At 42.6% G+C, this 20,642-nt stretch carries 21 protein-coding genes; 13 read left to right on the top strand and 8 right to left on the bottom strand.

What is annotated here, in order from left to right:
* Positions 1-9: 9 nt before the first annotated feature.
* The 8 genes from MHM98_RS08810 to MHM98_RS18785 all read left to right on the top strand — a co-directional run bounded on the left by MHM98_RS08810 (position 10) and on the right by MHM98_RS18785 (position 7,399).
* Complete coding sequence (locus tag MHM98_RS08810; protein ID WP_239438883.1) at positions 10-912, top strand: AAA family ATPase; 903 nt, start codon at positions 10-12, stop codon at positions 910-912.
* Complete coding sequence (locus tag MHM98_RS08805; RefSeq protein ID WP_239438882.1) at positions 912-2,078, top strand: hypothetical protein; 1,167 nt, start codon at positions 912-914, stop codon at positions 2,076-2,078. The genes MHM98_RS08810 and MHM98_RS08805 overlap by 1 nt, the downstream gene beginning before the upstream one ends.
* Positions 2,071-3,810 carry a type II/IV secretion system protein gene (locus MHM98_RS08800; RefSeq protein ID WP_239438881.1) on the top strand — a complete coding sequence of 580 codons (1,740 nt, stop codon included), beginning with the start codon at positions 2,071-2,073 and terminating at the stop codon, positions 3,808-3,810. The genes MHM98_RS08805 and MHM98_RS08800 overlap by 8 nt, the downstream gene beginning before the upstream one ends.
* A 3-nt stretch (positions 3,811-3,813) precedes the next feature.
* Entirely contained in the window at positions 3,814-5,031 is a 1,218-nt protein-coding gene (locus MHM98_RS08795) for a type II secretion system F family protein (RefSeq protein WP_239438880.1), read from the top strand.
* A 4-nt stretch (positions 5,032-5,035) separates the two neighbouring features.
* Positions 5,036-5,542 carry a hypothetical protein gene (locus tag MHM98_RS08790; RefSeq protein ID WP_239438879.1) on the top strand — a complete coding sequence of 169 codons (507 nt, stop codon included), beginning with the start codon at positions 5,036-5,038 and terminating at the stop codon, positions 5,540-5,542.
* Positions 5,543-5,560: 18 nt separating this feature from the next.
* A complete protein-coding gene (locus MHM98_RS08785; protein ID WP_239438878.1) occupies positions 5,561-6,169 on the top strand; it encodes a type II secretion system protein in 609 nt (202 codons plus the stop codon).
* A 136-nt stretch (positions 6,170-6,305) separates the two neighbouring features.
* Complete coding sequence (locus tag MHM98_RS18790; RefSeq protein WP_275441456.1) at positions 6,306-6,800, top strand: prepilin-type N-terminal cleavage/methylation domain-containing protein; 495 nt, start codon at positions 6,306-6,308, stop codon at positions 6,798-6,800.
* Between the two features lie 113 nt (positions 6,801-6,913).
* A complete protein-coding gene (locus MHM98_RS18785) occupies positions 6,914-7,399 on the top strand; it encodes a prepilin-type N-terminal cleavage/methylation domain-containing protein (RefSeq protein WP_275441455.1) in 486 nt (161 codons plus the stop codon).
* On the opposite strand, the gene ispB is transcribed toward MHM98_RS18785, so the two are convergent.
* A complete protein-coding gene (gene ispB / locus MHM98_RS08770) occupies positions 7,400-8,371 on the bottom strand; it encodes an octaprenyl diphosphate synthase (RefSeq protein ID WP_239438877.1) in 972 nt (323 codons plus the stop codon). It abuts the gene before it with no gap.
* Between the two features lie 303 nt (positions 8,372-8,674).
* On the opposite strand from ispB, the gene rplU reads away from it, so the two are divergent.
* The 5 genes from rplU (at position 8,675) to MHM98_RS08745 (ending at position 11,725) form a co-directional block, all read left to right on the top strand.
* Entirely contained in the window at positions 8,675-8,986 is a 312-nt protein-coding gene (rplU, locus tag MHM98_RS08765; RefSeq protein WP_239438876.1) for a 50S ribosomal protein L21, read from the top strand.
* A 15-nt stretch (positions 8,987-9,001) separates the two neighbouring features.
* The gene (gene rpmA / locus MHM98_RS08760) at positions 9,002-9,259 is read left to right on the top strand and encodes a 50S ribosomal protein L27 (protein ID WP_239438875.1); all 258 of its coding nucleotides are present in this window, start codon (positions 9,002-9,004) and stop codon (positions 9,257-9,259) included.
* A gap of 160 nt (positions 9,260-9,419) precedes the next feature.
* Entirely contained in the window at positions 9,420-10,589 is a 1,170-nt protein-coding gene (cgtA, locus tag MHM98_RS08755) for an Obg family GTPase CgtA (RefSeq protein ID WP_239438874.1), read from the top strand.
* Between the two features lie 60 nt (positions 10,590-10,649).
* Positions 10,650-11,129: a type 3 dihydrofolate reductase gene (folA, locus tag MHM98_RS08750; RefSeq protein WP_239438873.1), complete on the top strand. Its 480-nt coding sequence runs from the start codon at positions 10,650-10,652 to the stop codon at positions 11,127-11,129.
* Between the two features lie 209 nt (positions 11,130-11,338).
* Entirely contained in the window at positions 11,339-11,725 is a 387-nt protein-coding gene (locus tag MHM98_RS08745; RefSeq protein ID WP_239438872.1) for a DUF3718 domain-containing protein, read from the top strand.
* A gap of 66 nt (positions 11,726-11,791) precedes the next feature.
* Here MHM98_RS08745 and MHM98_RS08740 read toward each other — a convergent pair whose 3' ends face one another.
* The 7 genes from MHM98_RS08740 to lptD form a co-directional block, all read right to left on the bottom strand.
* Positions 11,792-13,810 (bottom strand): methyl-accepting chemotaxis protein, encoded by a 2,019-nt coding sequence (locus MHM98_RS08740; protein WP_239438871.1) that lies wholly within the window; start codon positions 13,808-13,810, stop codon positions 11,792-11,794.
* Positions 13,811-13,988: 178 nt separating this feature from the next.
* On the bottom strand, positions 13,989-14,804 hold the full coding sequence (locus MHM98_RS08735) for a symmetrical bis(5'-nucleosyl)-tetraphosphatase (RefSeq protein ID WP_239438870.1): 816 nt from the start codon (positions 14,802-14,804) through the stop codon (positions 13,989-13,991).
* 2 nt (positions 14,805-14,806) lie between these two features.
* On the bottom strand, positions 14,807-15,202 hold the full coding sequence (apaG, locus tag MHM98_RS08730; RefSeq protein ID WP_239438869.1) for a Co2+/Mg2+ efflux protein ApaG: 396 nt from the start codon (positions 15,200-15,202) through the stop codon (positions 14,807-14,809).
* A 14-nt stretch (positions 15,203-15,216) separates the two neighbouring features.
* Positions 15,217-16,026 (bottom strand): 16S rRNA (adenine(1518)-N(6)/adenine(1519)-N(6))-dimethyltransferase RsmA, encoded by an 810-nt coding sequence (gene rsmA, locus MHM98_RS08725; RefSeq protein ID WP_239438868.1) that lies wholly within the window; start codon positions 16,024-16,026, stop codon positions 15,217-15,219.
* Positions 16,016-17,008 carry a 4-hydroxythreonine-4-phosphate dehydrogenase PdxA gene (pdxA, locus tag MHM98_RS08720; RefSeq protein WP_239438867.1) on the bottom strand — a complete coding sequence of 331 codons (993 nt, stop codon included), beginning with the start codon at positions 17,006-17,008 and terminating at the stop codon, positions 16,016-16,018. Before pdxA ends, rsmA begins: the two co-directional genes overlap by 11 nt.
* A gap of 9 nt (positions 17,009-17,017) precedes the next feature.
* On the bottom strand, positions 17,018-18,301 hold the full coding sequence (gene surA / locus MHM98_RS08715) for a peptidylprolyl isomerase SurA (protein ID WP_239438866.1): 1,284 nt from the start codon (positions 18,299-18,301) through the stop codon (positions 17,018-17,020).
* A 79-nt stretch (positions 18,302-18,380) separates the two neighbouring features.
* Complete coding sequence (gene lptD, locus MHM98_RS08710; protein WP_239438865.1) at positions 18,381-20,621, bottom strand: LPS assembly protein LptD; 2,241 nt, start codon at positions 20,619-20,621, stop codon at positions 18,381-18,383.
* Positions 20,622-20,642: the final 21 nt, after the last annotated feature.

Here is a 20,642-nt window from a genome sequence, read left to right as displayed (position 1 = left end):
ATTGTCACTATGTACTTGTATCACTTTGGAATGCGCGAGCTGCCTTTTACGCTAACGCCAAATACGGACTTTTTCTTAAACCTCAAGCCGCACATTGAGGCGATGCAGGTATTGCTTAACGCTTTGAAGCAAGGCGAAGGTTTTATAAAAGTTACCGGCGAAGTTGGTACAGGCAAAACACTTATCTGTCGTAAGTTGCTCAATGAAATTCCTAAGGGGTTCGCCATTGCTTATATTCCCAATCCGTATCTCACACCAAGTGAGTTACGTTGGGCGGTAGCAACCGAGCTGGGGCTAAATCTCGACAGTAATATCGATCAGCAAACACTTACTCAGCGCTTGCAGCAACATTTACTCGATCTCTCCAAGCAAGGAAAAGGTGTTGTGGTTATTCTCGATGAGGCGCAAGCACTTCCTGATGAGAGTCTTGAGGCATTGCGTTTATTCACCAATCTAGAAACTGAACGCCGTAAGCTATTACAGGTTATTTTGTTTGCGCAGCCTGAATTAGATGAGCGCTTAGCGACCAAGCAATTTCGACAATTAAGACAGCGTATTTCGTTTTCTTATCAGTTGCGCAGTATGACAGTGGCAGAAGTCGCGCATTACATCACTCATCGCACGCAGGTTGCTGGCTATCAGGGTGACGACTTATTTAGCTTTAATTGCGCGAAAAAAATAGCCAAGGCCAGTCGCGGCATTCCAAGGTTAGTCAATATTTTGTGTCACAAGTCATTGTTGCTGTGTTTCGGTAACAAGGAAAAGGCGGTAACCCGCCAACATGTTAACTTAGCCATTAAAGATACCGTTGATGCGTCAACGAGCTTTAATCCATTAGTGATTGGCAGCGTTGCTGCTGTACTTGGTGCGTTAGTTACCTCGGCAGTGTTTTTTGCAATGGGAGGACGCTAATGAGTGTGATTAATCGCGTTCTTAATGATATCGAGCAGCGCAAGCAACAAGAAGAGGCGGCGCAAGGCTATGAGGCGGTGAATATTAAAGAGCCGCCTAGTAATACTAAATGGATTGTGGCTTTAGTTCTTTGTTGTGTGGTGTTAGCTGGTTTAGGTTATGCGCTAACCTTAGATCCAAAAAGTAATGTTAAGCAGCAAGCTCCTACTTCCCAAGAAGCTGGTGTCGTTGAGCCTCCTGTAGCTGCCAAAGTAGAGCAGACTAATATTGTTGTGAATGCAGAGCCTACTGTTAGTTCACAAGAATTGGCGCAGGAGCAGGTTACTCAACAAAATGTTGAGATGGCTGCAGCCAAAAAAACTGTAAATCAAAATGTCATTACAGAAAACACGATTGAAGAGCCGACACAGGTTGTAGATATTGTTCAACAACAGCAGGTAACACCAACCAATGCCGTTGTTGAAACGAAAATCGTTAAGCCAACTAAGAGTCTTGTTGAGCAAAAGACCCCTTTAGCAACGAACAAAGCACCTAAGAAAAAGCTCAGCATTACTCCGGTAGAGGTTTCGCCACAAGAAGTGGCAAATTTAAAGTTTCAGCAAGGCCTAAAAGCGCAGAAGGTCGGTAAAATCGAACTGGCACAAAAGCGCTGGCTTGAAGCGTTAAAACTTGAGCCAATACTTCACGATGCTCGCATTCAATTGGCAGCGAGCTATTACGGCGAGAATAATAGTCCTGATGCGCTGAAAATACTTGATGAAGGTAACTCGAAGTACCCTAATTTTGACGGTTATCGATTGTTGGCGGCACAGATTTATTATCAAGAAAACGAGTTTAGTCGGGCGTTAGCTGTATTAGACAATCCGTATTTAGATAGCTCGGCTAGCGAAGAAAATCTCACGCTTGCAGCATCAATTGCGCAGCAGTTAAAACGCTGGCCTGTGGCTATGAATAACTATCAGCAATTAGTGAACAGGCAGGGTAATAATCCGCAGTGGGTATTGGGGCTAGCAATCTCGCAAGATGCACAACAATTGTCGCAACAAGCACTGAAGCAATATCAACACTTATTGACCTTAACTGGTGATCTGGGCGTATATGATTACGCTGCTGGGCGCATTGCTGTGTTACAACAAGAATTAGCAGAACGAGGACAAAATGGCTAAAGCAAAATTACGCATGCGATTAGGCGATCTTTTGGTACATGAGAATATCATTGCCGAAGATCAATTAATGGATGCGCTTAAGTCACAGAAAACCACGGGTAAGAAACTCGGGGCGGCGTTAATTGATCTTGGCTATTTAACAGAGGTTCAACTGCTGACCTTCTTGGCGCAGCAGTTAAATGTTGAGTTTGTCGATACAACACAGCGCAAGTTAGATCCTCAAGTTGCTCAGCAATTACCAGAAGCACATGCTCGTCGTCATCGCGCCTTAGTTATTGATGATGACGGTATGGTGGTGACTCTGGCAATGAATGATCCTGCCGATCTGCGTGCCGTTGACGCCATTGAATTACTATTATCGCCTAAGCAAATTCGTTTAGCGGCGATTACGGAAACGCAACTAATTGAAGCCTTCGATCAGCTCTACCGTCGTACTCAAGATATTGCCGCATTTGCCGAGCAGTTAAGTGAGGAGCACGGTGACGAGCAAGAGTTCGAGTTGGTCGGTCTGGCTGAAACCGATGAAGACGCCACCGTTGTTAAGTTATTGCAGTCGATTTTCGAAGATGCGGTCCAGATCAAAGCGTCGGATATTCACATCGAACCAGAAGAGCGCCTTGTACGTATTCGTCAGCGTGTCGATGGCGTACTGCAAGAAAACGTGATCAATGAGGCCAATATTGCCTCGGCGCTAGTATTGCGTTTGAAACTAATGGCGAGCTTAGATATTTCAGAGAAACGTTTACCACAAGATGGCCGTTTTAATATCAAGATCAAAGGCCATAGTATTGATGTGCGTTTATCGACAATGCCTGTGCAATATGGTGAGTCGGTGGTTATGCGTCTTCTGGACCAATCATCTGGCGTGTTAACCATGGCGCAAACGGGGATGCCCGCCGACATTCAAACTCGATTGCGTTATCAAATTAGTCGCCCTCATGGCATGATTTTGGTTACCGGTCCGACAGGTAGTGGTAAAACAACTACCCTTTACGGTGTGCTCAATGAGCTCAATGAACCGGGCAAGAAGATTATTACGGTAGAAGATCCGGTGGAGTATCGCCTGCCTCGTATCAATCAGGTACAGGTTAGCTCAAAAATCGGTTTAGATTTCTCTAATGTATTGCGTACCACTTTGCGTCAGGATCCCGATATCTTGATGATTGGTGAGATGCGTGATCATGAAACTGTAGAAATCGGCTTGCGAGGCGCATTAACTGGTCACTTGGTGTTATCTACACTCCACACCAATGATGCGATTTCTAGTGCGTTGCGTTTAACAGATATGGGAGCGCCCGGTTATTTAGTGGCAAGTTCATTGCGCGCGGTGATTGCACAGCGACTGGTACGTAAAAATTGTCAGCACTGTAAATCAGAGCATATTCTCGATCAGAGTGAACAAAGCTGGCTTGCCCACATTGCTGGCAAAGATATTAGCCATCACACCTTTTATAAAGGCATCGGTTGTCAACGTTGTCAGCAGACGGGAATGACGGGACGTGTCGGTGTATTTGAGTTATTAGAAATCAACGAAGAAATGGCGCAGGCGATGCGTAAAGATCAGCCTGATGATTTTATAAAAGCTGCAAAAACCAGTGAAGGTTTTCAGCCTTTAGCACAAGCTGCATTGCAGTTTGCTCTTGATGGCACTATTCCGGTGAGTGAAGTATTGCGCTTAGCTGAACAATCGAATCAGCAGTATCAGCAGCAGTCGACGATTGTAGGAGCCTAATTTATGCCAATGTTTCGTTATAAATCACGTGATCACCAAGGTAAGTTGGTTGAAGGTAAAATGGAAGGCAATCAGTCTAACCATGTCGCCGACATTCTAATGAGCCGTGGCTTGATCCCTGTGGATATTAGCGAAATAAAAGATGATGGCGAAGGCTTTTCATTTGCTAAGTTGCTTGAAAAGCCGATTACGCTTGATGAACTGGTTATTTTCTCTCGCCAAATGTTTAGTTTGATGCAGGCGGGAATACCCGTTATGCGAGCGATAGCTGGCTTGCGTGATAGCGCTAACAATCCTGTAATGAAAAATGCATTGAGTAAGGTACTCAGTGATTTGGAATCGGGTCGTACCTTATCAACTGCACTCGCCAAACAACCGAAAGTGTTTTCTCAAATTGTAATTAGTTTGGTGCATGTTGGTGAGAATACCGGTCAACTTGATGAGGCATTTTTACAGTTGGCGACTTATTTAGAAAAAGAGCAAGAAACGCGTAAGCAAATTAAAGCGGCGATGCGCTATCCAACATTCGTTATCATGGCGTTGATTGCGGCAATGGTTATTTTAAATATCTGGGTTATCCCAGTCTTCGCCGATATGTTTACTAAATTTGGTGTTGAGTTGCCTTGGACCACGCGTGCGCTATTGGCTACGTCTTCCTTCTTTGTAAATTACTGGCCAATCATGCTAGTGGCCAGTATCGGTGGATTTTTTTGGATTAAGCATTGGATGGCCAGCGAGAAAGGGCGCTTAATATGGGATGAGAAAAAGCTGCGAATGCCAGTCGTTGGCAGTGTCATAGAACGCGCTTTGTTGGCGCGCTTTGGTCGCAGCTTTTCGATGATGATCGCGGCAGGGGTTCCTTTGTTACAAGGTTTGAAACTAGTATCAGATGCCGTCGATAATGCCTACATGGGCAGTAAAGTGATTATGATGAGTGTCGGTATCCGTAGCGGCGAGAGTCTGCTGCGCGTTTCAACGCATTCAGGCCTGTTTAACCCCTTGGTATTGCAGATGATTGCCGTTGGTGAAGAAACGGGGCGCTTAGAGCAGCTACTGACGAGTATGGCGGAATACTATGAGCGAGAAGTCGACTTTGATTTAAAGAGTTTGACCGCTAAAATTGAGCCTATTTTGATATCCATCGTTGCTGGCATGGTATTGATCCTTGCGTTGGGTATCTTTACGCCTATGTGGGACATGATGTCGGCGATGAAGAAGTAAACGGATGAAATCGGTTAAGGTTCAAGACATTCGACTGTTCGAGTTTTTAATTGCGATAGTCGTGGTGTTGTTGTTGATATTTTTTATTACACGTATGAACTTGTCTCAGAAAGGCGTGATTGATGAAGTTAACTTTGAGATGGCTAAGCAAAACTTTGATCATAATGCGTCATTGATTCATGCGCAGTGGTTGTTAGAAGGGCGCCCCTCGTCGATGGACTTTAAGTTTTATATCGATCGCAATACGGTGAAAAACACTAGATTGTTTCACTTGACGCGCAGAGGGTGGCCGTTAGTTGATAAACAAGATGACAGCGCTTGTTACAACCTGTGGTTCGATATAAATAATGTAGAAGCAAGTGAAAATATAAGTCATTATTTATCGGTGAAAAAAATCGAAAAAAGTAATGACATTAGCTGTCAATTTTGTGATGCTGGTGACAATAACACCTGCATTGAATATTCCGGTCTTAGCGGTGTTAACAGCGTTGCTCAGACTGCAACGCATTGATTTTAATTTGAGGTAGAAATGAATAAGCAACGTGGATTTTCATTAATAGAATTGATTATTGTAGTAGTCATTCTAAGTCTATTAGCCGTTACCGCACTGCCTAGATTTGTCAACATTAGTGAACAGGCAGAAGATGCCTCTGTGGAAGGTGTTGCTGGTGGTTTCGCCGCTGCTGTTGGTTTGGTTCGTGCACAGTGGGAAATTGAAGGGCGCCCTACGGGAAATCAGGCATTAATAACAATGGATTTAACACAAATTCGCGTCAATGAATTCGGTTTTCCAACGGCCGGTACTGGTGGTGCCAATGCCGGGACTAACTTAACACCTTCACAGATGACAGCAAATGCCTGTAAATCAGTATTTGATGGCATTATGCAAAGTCCTGTCCGCAGTGTGACTTCGGGTAATAGTGCAAACAACGTTCGCTACTATATCAGCGTACGCAGCGGTGCGGGCCAAACTGATAATAATGTTGCCTATGACTTATGTGTTTATCACCTTGTAGCGACGTTAAAGCTCGACTCAAATACTGGCATACCGCAAGGCTCTGTGGACTTAAGTACGGGTAATAGTTTTACGTATAATCCAGCGACTGGCCAAGTACAGGTTTACAGTAATAATTTCTAAGTAAAATACAAGATAAAATGTGCTAATAAATCATCAGATTAGGCTTGATAAAGCACTATTGATTCGAATAAACTACTACTAATTAGTCATAAAATTGACTATGACCAATAATCATCAACATAAGGCGATTTGAAATATGAAACAACAACTAAGCAGTAATTTTAAGAAGGCTAAAGGTTTTACCTTAATTGAATTGATTATTGTAATCATCATCCTAGGTATTTTAGCGGTAACTGCGGCTCCTAAGTTTATTGACATTCAAGGTGATGCGCGTAAATCAGTACGCACTGCACTAGTAGGATCGATAAAGAGTGCTTTGACTATTGGCAATGCCAAAGCAGCGATTGGCGGCGTAACAGGAGATGGCGAAGTTCAAATTGGCGGTGTTTACGTAGCCATTGATAACGGCTATCCTGCTGTTGCTGCAGCGGGAACTCCAGATGGCACGACTGGAAATGGTTATAATTTACTGGAGCTTATTGACTTAAGTGGTATCGCAAATGCGCCAGCAAATACAACAAAAACAAGCCCAATAACTATTACTTTGGCATCGGATTGTACGGTAACTATTACTGCCTCTACTGGTGCAGGACAAGCACCTGTTATTGGTGGTGTTGATACTTGTGCGTAAATCTATGTTTCGCGAAAAAAGCACCTTCGGGTGCTTTTTTTATGCCTGAACGGTGAAAGTGAACATCTTTGTCTATGCTATAAATTGTCATTGTTCTGATGAGATGTAACTATTTGCAAATAGCTAAAAAACAAAATGGATTTACGCTAATAGAATTAATCTTGGTGATTATTATTCTTGGCGTGTTGGCAATTGTAGCTGCTCCGAAACTAATTAATTTGCAACGAGATGCACGTATTGCAGCCCTCAATGATACAGCAGCTAAAGTGAGGGCAACTGTTCAGCAAGTACGATACAAAGCGATCGTCCAAAATAAGTTAAAGTCGCTGGAAAATATCAGTGTCAATGGTGAACTTCTTAGAGTGCAGTATGGTTGGGTTTCAGAGGGGACCATGTATGGTTTATTTGGCACAAATAGAGTCGAGGGTGGCTTGAGTAATGCCTTTATTAGTACTAGTACCTTTAGTGCCTATAGATTTTGGTATGGGATTGAGAGGCCAAGGCGCGAGTTTCAATTAAACTGCAGTGTTAATTATGACACCGCAAACGTTTCACCAACTAATGAGCCAGACATCACTATAATAACAGACGGTTGTTAGTTAGGTTGAACGATTAGCAGCTATTCGTGCTAGGCTAATTAATGCATCCTTATAATCAGACTGAGGCAAGAGGTTTAAGGCTGCAATAGCTTTTTCTGATTCTAACTGTGCTTGTCTTAAGGTGTAATCCAACGCACCAGTTTCATCTAAAATAGCCAAAATCTCTTCGAGATTATCCATGCCATTACCTTCGACAATGGCTTCGCGAATTAAAGCAGCTTGTTTTTCAGTGCCTTTAGCCATTGCATGAATAAGAGGTAGCGTAGGTTTACCTTCCGCTAAATCATCGCCGATGTTTTTACCAAGCTTTTCACTATCTGCCGTGTAATCGAGGTGATCATCTACTAATTGGAATGCTGTGCCTAGATGAGTACCATAGGCTTTCATGGCATCGATCGTTGCTTGATCATCACCATTGATCACTGCCGCTAAATGGGTTGCAGCTTCAAACAGCTTGGCTGTTTTACAGTAGATAACTCGTAGGTAGCTTTCTTCGGTCGTATCAGGGTCGTTTACATTAATAAGTTGTAATACTTCACCTTCGGCAATAATGTTGGTGGCATCTGCCAGTACTTCCATTACTGTTAGGCTTTTAAGCTCTGTCATCATTTGGAATGAACGCGAGTAAAGAAAGTCACCCACTAAGACACTAGCCTGATTGCCAAATAGGGCGTTAGCAGTTTCTTTACCGCGGCGCATTGTCGACTCATCAACAACATCGTCGTGGAGTAATGTAGAAGTATGGATAAATTCGATGATCGCGGCGATCGAGATATGATCCTTGCCTTGATAGCCTAAAGCGCGAGCTGCTAATACCGTTAATAATGGACGCATGCGTTTGCCGCCACTATTGATAATATAAAAACCAAGTTGATTAATTAGGGCTACGTCAGAGCTCAACTGCTCAGTAATTAGCGAATTTACCGCATCCATGTCGGTGTGTGACAACTGGCTAATTGCTTTAAAATCCATAGTTCTCTCTATAACTTGGCTATTTAATACCACTTTGTATTGAAAGCTTGGTATTAGGGTCATTTTTAATGGCACGGATTGTACAATAAAAATTGCGCATTAACATTATATTGCGTCGTTGTTTTGGCCTTACCAGCCCTGAATTTAACCACTTCACATTAATTGTGATTTTTTTATAATTTTTTTCAATTAAGGCTTGCTTAAAAACTGTCAGTTGCGTAGAATCTGCGCCCTATTGAGAAACTAGATTGAGGCATAACCTGCAACCCAAATTACGCACGTTATGTCATAGCGGAGATAAACATGTACGCTGTTTTCCAAAGTGGCGGTAAACAACACCGTGTGGCTGTAGGCCAAACGTTGCGCCTGGAAAAATTAGACGTTGAAGCTGGCGCAAGCACAGATTTCGACAAAGTTCTAATGATCGCCGATGGCGAAAATATTAATGTCGGTGCACCTTATGTTGCAGGCGGCAAAGTAACTGCAGAAGTAATTACTCACGGTCGTGGCGATAAAGTAAAAATCGTTAAGTTCCGTCGTCGTAAGCACTCTCGTAAATCACAAGGTCATCGTCAGTGGTTCACTGAAGTGAAGATCACTGCAATTAACGCTTAATAGAGGTAGACTGAAATGGCACATAAGAAAGCTGCTGGTAGTACCCGTAACGGTCGCGATTCAGAAAGTAAACGTCTTGGCGTTAAACGTTTTGGTGGCGAGTCAGTTCTTGCTGGTAACATCCTAGTTCGTCAACGTGGTACTAAATTCCACGCTGGTACTAACGTAGGCATGGGTAAAGACCACACTTTATTTGCAAAAGTTGAAGGTAAAGTTCAATTCGAGCAAAAAGGTTCTTTAAACCGTAAATACATCAGCATCATCGCTGAGTAATAGGTTTAAAACGTATTCGAAAACCCCGCTTAATGCGGGGTTTTTTTTTGGTAAATTTTACCGAAATCTATATCGATCTCAGCAATTGCGATAGCTAGCATATAATCCGCTGCTAATAGCGCGTATAATGTCATCAATTGCGAGATGGTGGAGCAAAATAATGAAATTTGTTGATGAAGCAAACATCAAAGTTGACGCTGGTGACGGCGGTTCAGGTGTTGTAAGTTTCAGACGTGAAAAGTTTGTCCCTGACGGTGGCCCAGATGGTGGCGACGGCGGAGATGGCGGCGATATTTATATGTTGGCAGACGAGAGTCTCAATACATTGATCGATTTTAGATATCAGCGTTTCTATGCGGCTGAGCGCGGCACTAATGGTCAAGGGCGCAACTGTACTGGTAAGCGTGGCGAGGATCTAACGATCCGTGTGCCTGTTGGTACTCGAGTTACTGACAAAGAAACTGGTGAGCTAGTTGGTGATTTGACTAAAGCGGGTCAGAAAATCATGGTTGCTAAAGGTGGCTACCACGGCTTAGGTAACACGCGTTTTAAAACCAGTACCAATCGCGCGCCACGTCAAAAGACCCTAGGAACGCCAGGTGAAGTTCGTGAATTGAAACTCGAACTCCTATTGTTAGCTGATGTTGGCTTATTAGGTTTCCCGAATGCCGGTAAATCTACTTTTATTCGCAGTGTGTCAGCTGCCAAGCCAAAGGTTGCTGATTACCCATTTACGACCTTAGTACCTAACTTGGGTGTAGTAAGCCTTGGTGCAGACCGCAGTTTTGTAGTTGCTGATATTCCGGGAATTATCGAAGGCGCTGCAGATGGTGCAGGCCTTGGAACGCGTTTCCTTAAGCATTTAGAGCGTTGTCGTGTGTTGATTCATTTAGTTGATTTAATGCCGATTGACGGCTCAGATGTGGCCTCAGGTGCTGCGCAAATCGTTGCTGAGTTAGAACAACACAAACCAGAATTGGCAGACAAGCCACGCTGGTTAGTGTTCAACAAGCTAGATCTCGTGCCAGAAGAAGAGCGTCAAGAGCGTATCGATGATGTATTGGATGCATTAGCTTGGGATGACGAATATTTCACAATTGAAGCCATTAATAAAGAAGGCACTAAAGAGCTTTCATATAAGTTAATGGATTACATCGAGCAAAATCCAATTGAAGAAGTTGAGTTTGATGCCGATGAAGAAGTTGACTTTAAATGGGATGATTATCATTCTGAGCAGATTAATGGTGCCGCTGTTATCACTGAAGACGATGATGATTGGGACGACTGGGATGAAGATGATTACGATGTTGAAGTAGAATATCGACCATAACCGTATATAACGGCCGCTATTAGCGGCCGTTTTTATAACTGAAAGAATTAGGAAATTGATGTGAAAATAGCAATGATTGCCGCCATGGCACAAGACAGAGTAATCGGTAAGGATAATAAAATGCCTTGGCACCTGCCTGAGGAATTGGCGTACTTTAAAAAGGTAACAATGGGCAAACCTATTGTAATGGGCCGCAATACTTTTGAATCGATTGGTCGTCCATTACCTGGGCGTCAGAATATAGTAGTGAGTCGTAATCCTGATTTAGTTATCGATGGTGTAGATGTTGTTAATAGCGTCGAGCAGGCGATTGAGGCGGCTCAGCAGTGTGATGAGTTGATGATCATCGGTGGTGCAATGCTGTATGAACACATGCTACCTAAAGCGGATATCTTGTATTTAACCCAGATAGATTTGCAGGCTGAAGGCGATGCTTATTTTCCCGATTACACGCAATACGATTGGGAAAAAAGTGAAGTCTTACAGCATGACAGTAAATCAGGATTAAAGTTTAGTACTTTTTCATTAGTTAGATACTAAAAGTCATAAAAAGGTTGACTTAACGGCTAGCAATTTTGCATCATAATAGCCAATGTTGATGAGTTGTTATCAAAGTAAACAAATGATAACTATTCGACTTTAGTCCAAAGAGCAGGGAGTGTTCTTGGTTGTCCCCGGTTCAAAAATGACAAAGCGATTAGCTGAGAAAATAACTCGCTGATTTGCGTGGTAAATGTCAGGAAATTGTTATGAAAAAAATCGCTATGGCAGTCTCTGCCACTATCCTATCAGCTGGTTTGTTTAGTACACCAGTTAAAGCCTACGATAATGTTGCTGCGGCAATGTGTAACTACGTGGTTGCCGATCATAAATCGCGTTTTCGTGATCAATTGCGATCAAATAAGATCAAACTTAAGAAAGTCTACAAGCAAATCACATGTAACGGACACAGCCTATTACGTTTTGCAATGACTAAGGATGCGGAAAATGTCGGTAAGTTTATCGTTAAACGCTTACCAGCGTCATTATTGCAAAAGCCAGAGGCGGACGGTGTTACTGTCTATGATTGGGCAAAAGCTAACGGTAAAGAAGCATCGTCAATTGCTCAAGCGGTAAAAGCACGCGCTAAGCTGTAATCACGAGCAAAAAACAAAAAAGGTCGATGAATTCATCGACCTTTTTTTGTTGGAGTAATCTAAGCTCTACACTTTGAAATTACCCGCCGCTGTTTGCAATTCAACAGCAAGGTTTGCCACTTCTGCAGTCGCTTGCTCAGTTTGAGCGGCGCCACTTGAGGTGTTATTGGCAATTTCAACAATGCTCTCTAATAGTTGTGAGATTTCGTTTGAAACAACATTTTGCTCTTGTGCTGCTTGAGATATTTGTCCACTCTTTTCTTCGACACGGACTAGCGCATCACTCATTTCATGCAGTGCATGTGATGTCTTTTCTGAGTCAGACACACAAGCTAGTGCGTGCTCTTGGCTAACTTCCATAACTTTAACTGCGTCTTGAGCACCGGTCTGAATCAGTTCAACCATATCGTTGATTTCCGTGGTTGATTGCTGGGTTCTATTAGCTAGATTACGTACTTCATCGGCTACTACAGCGAAGCCGCGTCCTTGTTCTCCTGCACGAGCCGCTTCAATTGCTGCATTAAGAGCTAACAAGTTGGTTTGTTCAGCAATACCACGAATTACGTCGATAATAGAACCGATGTTCGAGCTATCGTCGTGCAGCTTGTTGATAACACCTGCCGCATTACTAATGTCTGATGATAGTGAGGTAATCGTTGTTTTATTGTTCTCAGAGATTTTGGCAATTTCGATGGCTTGTTCGTTGGTCTGTTTTACTTCGCTTAATGTCGAATCAGCGTGATCGGCAACTTGACCTGCACTTAAGCTCATCTCGTTGATTGCAGCAGCAGCTTGATCAACTTGAATTTGCTGTTCACCAATAGCTTGCGTTGTCTCTTGAGTTATCGATGATGTTTGTTCTGACGCTGTAGCGAGTTGACGAGAGCCCAAAGCAATGCTGGTAATGATCTCTTTCAATGACACTGACAGGTGATTAATATTACTAGTTAATGCACCAAATTCGTCATTTGCGGAGTGATTGACGGTTTGAGTTAGGTCACCTGCTGCTAAGGCCTTTAACGCCTTATTAATCTTGTTGAGTGGTTGTGAAATACTATTTAACGTACGTAGTGAAACAAAAATTGAAATCACTACAGCAACAAGCAATACAATGACAACTTGAGTAATACCGGAATTAACACTTTTTAGAATTAGTTCTTCTGACTTTTCGGCACTGTGTGAGGCTGCTTGTAGTAGACGTTCAACCTGCTCTACACCTTTATCCGTTTGTTTATCGGTACCTTGACTTAACAACGACGTTTGTTCGATATTTTGAAGTAGATTGATGCGAATCGCTTCTATAGATTGCGAACCGGAAACTAACGGCGTGAGCGACTGATAGTCGCTATTTAATGCATCTAGATATTCGGTATCGACAATACCTTGAGAGCGAGAAACTAAGAATTTTAGTTTTGAATCGATATCAGCGCTAATGAAAGAAACCTCTTTAGCAATTGCTTGAGTTTTCGCTACATCTGCTTGTTTCGATAAATCTTCACTGGTTTTAAGTAAGGTTAATATTAAGTTGTCTAAGTCGTTGGCTAAACCGACGATGCTATCGAGTTGGTCTGATTCACTTTCAGTATCACTAATATCAAGCAGTGTACTGGATAAGTTGTCGCCAATTTCGCTAAGTTGTTCTAGTGTACTTGCAAGTTTTGCTTTATTGGCGAGCACAGATTGTTTACTGCTATATAAAGACGACGTTGTTTCTTCGATTTTGTCTACTGTTGCAATCAACCCTGGTAATTTGCTTGATAAATTGTCATCGCCAGCCGCCAGCTCCTGTAATTTAACCAATAATGAGCTAACTTTTTTATGCGCAGTTGAAATAGCATTGCGATAGCCGTCTAACTGAGCAATTTCTGTAGCGTAGTATTCCTGCAAAGCGAGGCGCTGCATTTTCATTAATTGCGCTTCAAGGGTTGTACTTATTTCAAGTGCTGGCAAAGAAACGTTTTTAGAGTGAAGTGTTTCTTTTTCGACATTGGAGAAGTTGTAATAGGAATTGGCTGCGATAATAAAAAGCATTAAGAGAATGCTGCCAAAGCCTAATCTAATTCGATTAGCTACGGTAAGAGTCATTAATTGTTCTCCAGTAAAATTTGTCGCGAAAAGCGGGCTACTTCAATTTCCCTATCAGAGTAAGCGGAGTTTTGCTAATAAACTAAATTTTGATTAAAAAACACACGTTTATTAGGCCGTTAGTCTAATTTAATCATATCAGCTATACATTTTGTTGTTAATAGCTTATCGGCGCCTATTAACAAATCTGTAACGAATTTTGTGTGAAAAATTGATTATCTTCGAGGTGCCAGCACGTTAACCAGTTGCCCCATAAACAGCCTGTATCTAATGCTAAGTAATTTGGATTGTTTGTCTCACCCATTAGAGCAGCCCAGTGGCCGAACACACTGCGATATTGCGGAGTACTTGGTGCTAGCTTAAACCATGGAAATAGAGCGCTGTTTGTATTTTTGGCAGGAGAGTTTTTAGTCGCAAATTCGAGGTGGCCTTGAGTATTGCAAAAGCGCATACGTGTAAGTGCGTTAATCGTGAATATTAATCGTTCATGATTGTTTTCGCACTGGTGCCAATCGTTAATGTTGCGATACATAGTACTGAGTAAATCAGTATAAGACTCTGCCGTAAGTTGCTGATTCACTAGAGCTGCTTGTTCAATAGCCGTCGCTAGCTCCCATTGTGGCGTTAAGCCAGCGTGGCTAACTAGAATTTTTTGTGGCTCAAGGTAGCGAAGTAGCGGCAGTTGTCGCAAGTAATCAACATAGGATGCTAGATTAGGGCTCGCCAACAGAGGTGTGAAGTTATCATTGGTTTTGTTTGCTTTAATGCCATTAGCAACACTAAGGAAATGTAAATCGTGATTACCTAAAACAGGCAACATAGATTCAGGATGGGCAATCAGAAAGTCGAGGGTTTGTTTGGGCTTTGGACCACGACCAATAAGATCGCCCACCAAGTAGAGTTTATCTTGTTGGTGATCAAAATTTACTTGAGCTAATAGCAGTTCAAACTCGTCAAAACAGGCTTGAAGATCACCAACAAAATAGGTTGCCATATCTAGTGAATAACTGTGTCGTTAGCTAACAAGAAAGGCGAAATATCGACGTGAAATAATTGATTGCCCAATTGCTGACATTGCATTTCGTATTGACCGTGCATAGTGCCAACAGGTGTTCTGAAGTTTGAACCGCTCGAGTATTGAAATTCACTCATTGGCTCAATAACAGGTTGCAATCCAATAACGCCTTCGCCCTTAACTTCACTCTGTTTGCCATCGCCATCGGTAATGTACCAATGGCGGTTGAGTAATTTCACCGGCATATCAGAATTGTTGCGGATCGTTACCTCATAGCCAAAGACAAAAAGTGGCGCATCATCAACTTCTCGCTCTTCGATGTAATAAGGTTTTACATCAACGGTAATTAATTCACTGATAGCGTCGATTTGACTCATTCTCTATTCCTTGATTATTTTTGCGAGCGTTTTGTAATGTAGTTAGCAATGTCTACAAATTGCTTCAACGATACTTGTTCAGCGCGGTAGGTAACATCAACGCCAATTTGCTCCATCTCTTCTGCGGTCAAAATGCCCTTTAAACTATTGCGAACAGTTTTACGGCGCATACTAAAGGCTTGAGTTACCACGTGTTGTAGCTGTTTAATATCTAGCGCTGGATGCGGTAATTCACGGTACGGCTCAAGGCGGATTACTGCCGAATCTACCTTTGGTGGCGGCACAAAACACTGTGGACCTACTTCAATAACTGGAATCATTTTACAGTAGTACTGCGCCATTACACTTAAGCGACCATAGGCTTTAGTGTTCGGGCTAGCACAAAGGCGTAAAACTACTTCTTTCTGCAGCATAAAGTGCATATTTTCGATGATATCTGCTTGCTCAAACAAGTGGAACATCAGCGGTGTTGAAATGTTATAAGGCAGATTACCAAATACTTTTAGGCGTTCGCCTTCTTTGGCTAATGCGGAGAAATCAAATTGCAGTGCATCGCCTTGATGAATGGTTAATTTGTCTTTTAATGTCGGGTGCGATTCAAGGCGCTCTACGAGATCGCGATCTAACTCTACTACAGACATCGCATCGATTTTTGCTGCAACAGGCTCAGTTAGAGCACCAAGACCCGGACCAATCTCAACGAGGTGGTCTTCATTTCTTGGATTGATCGCAGCAACGATAGCGTCGATAACACGCTGATCGTTTAAAAAGTTTTGTCCGAATCGTTTTCTAGCCGTGTGGCCTAAATGTACTTTATTGCTCATTATTACTCTTTTGTGCCATGGTAATGGCTTCATTAATTGCGACAATCATGCTGCCTGAGTCTGCATTACCGGTTCCTGCTAAATCTAGCGCCGTGCCGTGATCTACCGATGTGCGGATAAATGGCAGACCTAAGGTAATATTTACCGAGTTACCAAAGCCCTTGTATTTTAATACTGGTAAGCCTTGATCGTGATACATGGCTAATACCGCATCGGCATTGTCTAAATATTTTTCTTGGAATAAGGTATCGGCGGCTAAGGGGCCAACAATATCCATTCCTTCTTCACGCAGCGCTTCGATGGCTGGTTCAATGATTTCTATTTCTTCACGGCCTAAATGGCCACCTTCACCAGCGTGAGGGTTGAGTCCACACATATAAATTCGCGGCGACTTAATGCCAAATTTTTTCACCAAATCAGTATGAAGAATGCGGCTGATATTAATAATGCGCTCATAAGTTATAGCTTTAGCCACATAAGCTAGCGGAATATGCGTTGTTACTAGGGCAACGCGTAAACCTTCTGTGGCCAATAACATAACAACATCAGCTGTGTTGGATTGCTGCGCAAAAAACTCAGTATGACCACTAAATGCGATGCCAGATTTGTTAATGATACCTTTGTGGACCGGCCCTGTAACCACAGCTGAGAATTCGCTATCGATATTGTGATCGCAAGCAAATTGCAAAGTGTCTAATACGTATCCGCCGTTTTTCTCATTGAGCACACCACACTCTGCTTTTTCCGGCAGTGCGATATGCTTGATGGTAAGGGTACCGGCTTGCTGTGGCTGTGCTGGCGATGCCGCGTCGTATGGACGCAGTGTCAGCGGTAGGTCTAACATTTTGGCACGCTCTAGCAACAGTTCTTGGTCGCCAATAACGACAATTTCAACTGGCCAATCGCGCTGGGCAATGCTAACCGCTAAGTCTGGTCCTATCCCAGCTGGTTCGCCCGGGGTTAAAGCGATACGTAAAGTCACTCTGTTTTCCTAATCTAGAATTTCAATATATGCAGATGAGCGCATTTCGCGTGCCCAAGCATCACTTTCTTCCGAGAACTTACGGTTGAATAGCAATTGGTGTGCGCGGTTCTTAATAAATTGTTCTGTGGCGTCTACCTTGCGCTTGCCGAGTAATTTAACAATATGCCAGCCGTGTGATGATTTAAATGGTGCGCTGATTTCATCTTGTTCTAACTGGGCTAGTGTATTTTTAAATGCTGGTACGTAAACACTTGGGTCTGCCCAACCAAGTTCGCCACCTTTAATTGCAGAACCAGGATCATCTGAGTGCTCCTTGGCGAGTTCTTCAATCGTTGCTTTCCCCGCTTTAATATCTTCAATAAAGCCTTCCAGCATTTCTTTAGCGCGTTGATCGCTAAGAATAATCGAAGGTTTGATCAGGATATGCTTGGCGTTGACTTCATTGACATCCATTTGCTGTTGACCTTGAAGGTCTAAAATTTTCAGGATGTGGTAACCGTTGCCACTCTTGAATGGGCCTATTACATCGCCTTTGCCTTTACCTTTTACGGCATCGGTAAATAGCGTTGGCATTTCATTGATATTCATAAAGCCCCAATCACCGCCTTCAAGCGCTTTAGGGCCTGAAGATGAAGTGATAGCAATGCGTTTAAAGTCACCGTTATCATTGAGCAATTCAATAACACGGTCTGCTCTTTCACGGGCTGCTTTTAAGCCATCAGTTGATTCATCACCATTGTGAGAAATTAAGATATGACCGAGGCGATATTTAGTATTTGATTGACCGTGGTGCTTGATTTGCTCTGCCAGATTAACCACTTCCTGCTCTGAAATGTTAATGCGACGACGAACGGCAATACGCTCTACTTGACCCAGTAAAATATCATCACGCACTGATTCGCGGTAAGTAGCAAAGTCTAGGCCTTCTTTGGCCAGTTGCGCTTTAAATTCGTCGAGTGATAGTTTTTGCTCGGCAGCGATATTGCTAATAGTTTGATCAAGTTGCGTGTCGCCAATACGCATACTCATTCGCTCTGCCATTTGTTTTTTAAGCAAATTGTCGATAAGACGCTCGGTAGCTTGAGTTTTTAACACGCGATCATTAGGTAATTCTTGATTACTCGCGATAGAGCGTTGTTTAACGCGATTAACTAGTGCATCGATTTCGCTTTTTAAAATTACACCATCGTTAACCACAATAGAAACGCGGTCTAACGCTTTGACTTCAGCTTGGCTAACTTGAGTGCTACCCAGTAAAGAAATAGCCAATACAATCTTTAATAACTTCATCTTTTTCCTATCTTGGCGACAACTGTCGCTAATCTATCATAGTTCGCATAAGAACTGGTTAATATTCGCAACCCCGTGTTTATTGCTTTAAGTAATAGGGTTTGCGATAAGTAAATAAACCGTCGCTAAGCATGTCATAAGCATTGGAAGAGCTGTTTGAACCTAAGCCTTTAATCTCAAAGTTAAATGAGATGCCGTTGTCAAATTCTTCTGTCGCGACGTTTAGTGTGTTTACGTTGTCTTCGTATTGCGCTTGTAGCTGGCGATACGCTTGAACACGGATTGCCCAACAACAAGATTCATATTGCAGACCTGCGAATGCCTCAATAGTTCGATTGAGGTTGATATCGCGGTGATAATTTCCCACAAAGGTCCATTCACTGTTAATTGGCCAAACCGTTTGTAATCCGAGTTGATTGATTTTGGTATCGTTAATTTGCTTAACGTATCTGTGACTTAGTTGCAGTAATTTAGAGTCACTAAAGTGGTAGTTAACGCTCGATTTACTTTGAGTAACTGAGCTTTGCTGTTCATTGAGCTGCAATGCCACATCAAATTGCCATTGCTTGTTAAGTGAGTAGCTAAACTCGCCAGCTAGCGCCGAGCGGTCTGGAAAATCATTGACATTGCCTTCCAGCGTCGCCATTTCTGATTTTCTTAAATAGAAGGTTTGCCCAATGCTACCGACAAAATAAGGATTGTGGTTTTCATCGCGCAACTCTGTCGTCATACCAAGGGTTAATTGTTCGGTATCGATAATGCGATCGAGACCACTAAAACGTCGTGTTCTAAATAGACCTAAGTAGTCATCGCGCAATAATGCGGTGTCGTACAGGCCAATGTCTTGCTGTTCTTCATAAGGAACAAACAAATATTGAATTTTCGGTGTAAGTGTTTGCGTGTGGTTAGGTTGCAGTTTTAACTGACGCTCGAAATTAACATCGCCGTAGAATCTAAACTGCGGCAAAGATCGACTAATGGATTCAGAAGTAACGCCATTATCTTGGTGATACCACGTCTGCATTAATTTTGCTTCGGTGATGAAATTAATTGCCGATAGATTAATTGGTAAGCGCAGTGTCGGTTCAACGTGCAGGCGCGAAGCGTTGTTGCTATCGTCGCCGCGCTTTCTAAAGTGACTAAATTCAGAATACATATCGTATTCGAATTTATTGCCAAACGGATTGTTGTAGCTGTTAAAAGACAGTTGAGGCACTAGTTGATAAGGCTTAGTTTGCTGTCCTAAAACTTGAATATCCTGTACTCGCATATCCAGCCACCACGTATCAGTAAAGTAGGCTAACTCAATGTTTTTTAATAACTGGCTGTCAGTCTTATTGCCATAATCACTGCCAATATCGCTAAGGTAGTTATCGTCGCTAACATGAGTGAAGGTACTGGCAATACGCCAGTTTTCACCAATAGCACCGCCGTGTTGCCAATGAGCTAAATAGCGTTTGTCATCGGTTGAACGATCGTGATGTAGATATTCGATATTAAATAAGCCCGATTGCCCTGCGTTGAGGTAACGGAATTCGGTATTTAGCTGCACACCGCGATCTGTCATGATGCGTGGTGTTATTGTCATATCGTAATTAGGTGCAATGTTCCAATAATATGGCGTACTAATCTCAATGCCATTGCGAGAATTACTGCCAATAGATGGGTATAAAAAGCCTGAGCTACGCTTATCTGAAATCGGTAACGTTAGGTAAGGAAAGTAGAATACAGGTACTTCGAAAACTTCTAAAGTGGCGCGTTTTATCGTTGCCCAAGCTTCAGAAGAGTCGATTTTTATTTCTTTAGCTCGCAGCGCCCAGTCAGGTGTTTCGTCGGGGCAGGTAGTAAATAGCGCGTCGTCTAAAATCAGAAAACGACCATCTTCAACGCGAAAACTACTCGATTTACCGTGAATCATCGAATTGTTAAACCAGTATTTGGTATTGAGTAATTCTGTTGATTCACCATCGAGAGTAGTGGTGAGTGATTCACTGTTTAAGGTTAATTGGTCATCTTGAAAATGAAGGTTGCCAGTGGCAGCGAAAATATTGGTACCTTCGTCATAGCGAGCTTGGTCGGCGCGGATAAACTTCTTATTTTGAGTGAAGGTGACATTGCCGATATAGTCGAGAATATCTGGATACTGAATGTTACTTTTATCGGCACTAACGGAGATTTGGTCGGGGCCAAGTTCCAGTTTCGGAAGATCTTTTGCAGCAATGTAAGGGGTATTAATACGACATTGCTTGGTTAAATTAGATGAGTCCGCCCATGATGTCGCTGCAAAAGATGAAAATAATAATAAAGTGATTAAGCGCATTTTAAGTTCAGGTATACTCAA

Origin of the sequence: Psychrobium sp. MM17-31, assembly GCF_022347785.1 — a bacterium.
Lineage (GTDB): Bacteria > Pseudomonadota > Gammaproteobacteria > Enterobacterales > Psychrobiaceae > Psychrobium.
The sequence above is the reverse complement of the archived record's forward strand: the minus strand, read 5'-3'. Positions and strand labels throughout refer to the sequence as shown.